The organism is Anaerobacillus sp. ABR4_321 (genome assembly GCF_056158505.1).
This window is the reverse complement of record NZ_JBSWTK010000010.1, coordinates 1-2,955: the sequence shown is the minus strand read 5'-3', so window position 1 is coordinate 2,955 and position 2,955 is coordinate 1. Positions and strand designations below refer to the sequence as shown.

Sequence of the window (2,955 nt, the reverse complement as noted above, 5' to 3'; positions counted from 1 at the left end):
AAGGTTAACACCCACACTTACTTCAGGACGTACAGCACCTAATATAGCACTTGCGGATATACCAGAAATCGATTTGTATATGGATCAGGTGATCCAGCTGTTCGAAAAGAATTTTTGGCAGCTCGACAAGGAATGAGGACGAAAAAGTCCTGACGAAAACGATGATCCGATAATTACGCAAAAGAAAAGGGAAACTGTTCTTTCCTATTAAAAATAAAAAATATTCGAAAGAACATATTATCCTGATCAGCCTGATCTATCAGCTCAAGGGCGTTCTATCGATTCAGGACATCAAACAGTCCCTTGCAGGTATTAACCAAAGGACTGAGTCCGGCGAGTTAGCACTTGACCAGTTTTATCAAAGTTATTTGAATCTCCATGAGAAAAATATTGAGATTTTTAATGGGGATGTCCTGAAAGCGGAACAAGAGGTGAAAGAGGAAGTGCAGGGTTTGGAGACAGATGATCCTGATGATCCTGATGAGCTGGAAACCGTACTGCTGATTGCATCCTTGGTTAATATAAGCAATTTTTACAGAAGGACAGCAGAGAAGCTCGTTGATCAGCTTGCCGATAAAAATAAGAAAAAGGAATGAAATAAGTGTATCTAACAGTCAAAGAAGCAGCAGAATACTTATCGTTGCCCGAACCTCAAATCGAGAATATGATTTTTCAGAGGAAAATCAGGGCGATTCATGATGGGAATCAATACTTAATTTACAAAGATCAATTCAATACTCATATTAAACAGGTAGAAAAATATAAAAAGCTAGTAGAAGAAATTTTGAGTGAACCTGTGCCTGAGGATATTGATATAAAGGATGAAGATTAAAAAAACGCGAGAGGACAGTTGGCCTCTCGCGTTTTTAATGTGCTGGTTCTTCGTTATTTTTCATTTTGCCTTCGTGCTTGATCGGCAATTGTATGATGACTTCCGTTCCTTTTTCAGGCTCGCTGTTGAACTTGATCGTACCATTGTGGGATTGGACAATTTTGAAGCTGACTGTCATCCCAAGACCGGTGCCTTTTTCCTTTGATGAATAGAATGGTTCGCCGATCCTTTCGAGCAGTTCTTTAGAGATTCCGACACCCTGGTCTTTAACCCTAACTGTGACGTCATGATCGGAGCTCTGCAATGAAATCAGGACGACATCCTCCGCTGAAGATGCTTCAATCGCATTTTTCACGATATTGATGAACAGCTGCTTGAGCTGGTTTGGCTCGCATTCAATCATTACCGGATGGTCTAGAACCTGAAATTCGATTTGAATATTGTGCAGGCTGGCTTCCGTTTTTAGCAGCGAAATGACATCGTGTAGTATTACTTGCAAGTCTGCTTCTGTGAATTTAATTCGCTGAGGCTTGGCCAGTAGCAGCAGCTCGCTGACAATATGGTTGATCCTGTTCAATTCGTCAATCATGATTTGATAGTAAAGCTGATGCTTCTCATCTTCCATTTGCAGTAGCTGCACCAGCCCCTTCAATGAAGTGAGCGGGTTGCGGATTTCATGGGCGACGCTCGCTGACAGTTCACCAACTACGGAAAGCTTGTCTGCTCTCCTCAGACGCTCCTCGGTTTCGCGCATTTCTGTGACATCCCTTGAATTACAGATAATGCCGGCGATTTTATCATTCACAATAATCGGAAGCGTAGTGTTTTGGAATATGAGCGGCTTACCGTTCTTGTGCAGTAATTCCAGTTCGAACATTTGTGGGCACTGATTTTCCACCACATTTGTAACCTTGTCTAAAACCTGCTGCCTATGGGATTCAGGAATGATTTCAGCCAGGTTTTGACCGATATATTCATCACGAATTAACCCTGTGATTTTTTGGAACTGAGGGTTAAGATTCGTGATGGTTCCATTCAAGTCGAGCATCGACACAATATCCGGGGTGTATTCAAACAAGGAACGATATTGCTGGCGGCTCTCTTCAAGCAAAGTTTCCACATTCTTTCGCTCGGTGATATCCCGGCCGATGATGACCAGACCTTGCCGGCTGCCGTCATCATTGAAGAGAGGGACTTTTATCGTATCAAAGGTCTTAGTGGTTCCATCCGGCTGCGGAAGCACTTCTTCGACACGAATGATCCCGCCTGCTTTCCATGCTTCCTCGTCCGAGGTTTCACAGTACCTTAATGCATCACTAAAAAAGCCGCTGTATTCAGCTAATTCCGAGTCCTTCTTCCCTTTATAATCAACGTTTTCCAGGTCGAACAGCTTTAGGCCGAAATCATTCGCTTCGATCCATCTGCCTTCACCGTCTTTGAAATTGACAAAATCGACCATCGAATTAATCAAGGTCGAAAGTCGCTTTTCTTCTTCCTTGGCAGCAGTGAGTTCTTCCATTTTTGTAATGAAAAAATAGAAAAACCAGCCGGCCAGCATAACATAAAGGATTTCCTTCGAATGCTCGATCCGTTCAATTAAAGGTGAGGGAGCATATAAGTCGAGCAGATAGTTTGTTCCGAAAATCCAAACTATACTGAGTAAGAGAAAGATTAATAAGTATTTCCTTTTTTTCATTTCCGAACTCCTATGTAAGCAATCGGTGCTCACGATAATTTAAATAGCAAGTTTACTTGTATATAGTAGCACAATTTGATCAATTAAAGATGCAGTTATATTTAAATTATCATCTCTAATAAATGGAAGAAATATACAAAAGGCCGGTGGCAGATTCTCACCAGCCCTGCAATATATGCTTTAAAAATCTCCATCTGCTGCGGTAAAAGGAATATTCAGTCGGTTTTCCACCGTACGAATATTCCTTTTACCGCAGCAGATGGAGATTTTTAAAGTGTATTGCAGGGCTGAGTGCCACCGGCCTTTTGTATATTTCTTCCATTTATTAGAGATGATAATTTAAATATAACTGCATCTTTAATTGATCAAATTGTGCTACTATATACAAGTAAACTTGCTATTTAAATTATTCGTGAGCACGAATTGT

General features: G+C 41.1%; 2 protein-coding genes and 1 pseudogene. 2 read left to right on the top strand and 1 reads right to left on the bottom strand.

From position 1 onward, the window contains the following. Positions 1-79 precede the first annotated feature (79 nt). Positions 80-596 (top strand): annotated as a pseudogene (locus ACXADT_RS21710) (DUF1836 domain-containing protein). A gap of 5 nt (positions 597-601) precedes the next feature. After that, entirely contained in the window at positions 602-832 is a 231-nt protein-coding gene (locus ACXADT_RS21705) for an excisionase family DNA-binding protein (protein ID WP_474835894.1), read from the top strand. Positions 833-866: 34 nt separating this feature from the next. Here the strand turns inward: ACXADT_RS21705 and ACXADT_RS21700 are convergent, their stop codons facing one another. After that, on the bottom strand, positions 867-2,528 hold the full coding sequence (locus ACXADT_RS21700) for a PAS domain S-box protein (protein WP_474835893.1): 1,662 nt from the start codon (positions 2,526-2,528) through the stop codon (positions 867-869). Positions 2,529-2,955: the final 427 nt, after the last annotated feature.

What these genes read in the sequence shown, in the direction of transcription:
- ACXADT_RS21700 (WP_474835893.1), bottom strand. Translation starts at nt 2,528, where the DNA reads ATGAAAAAAAGGAAATACTTATTAATCTTTCTCTTACTCAGTATAGTT.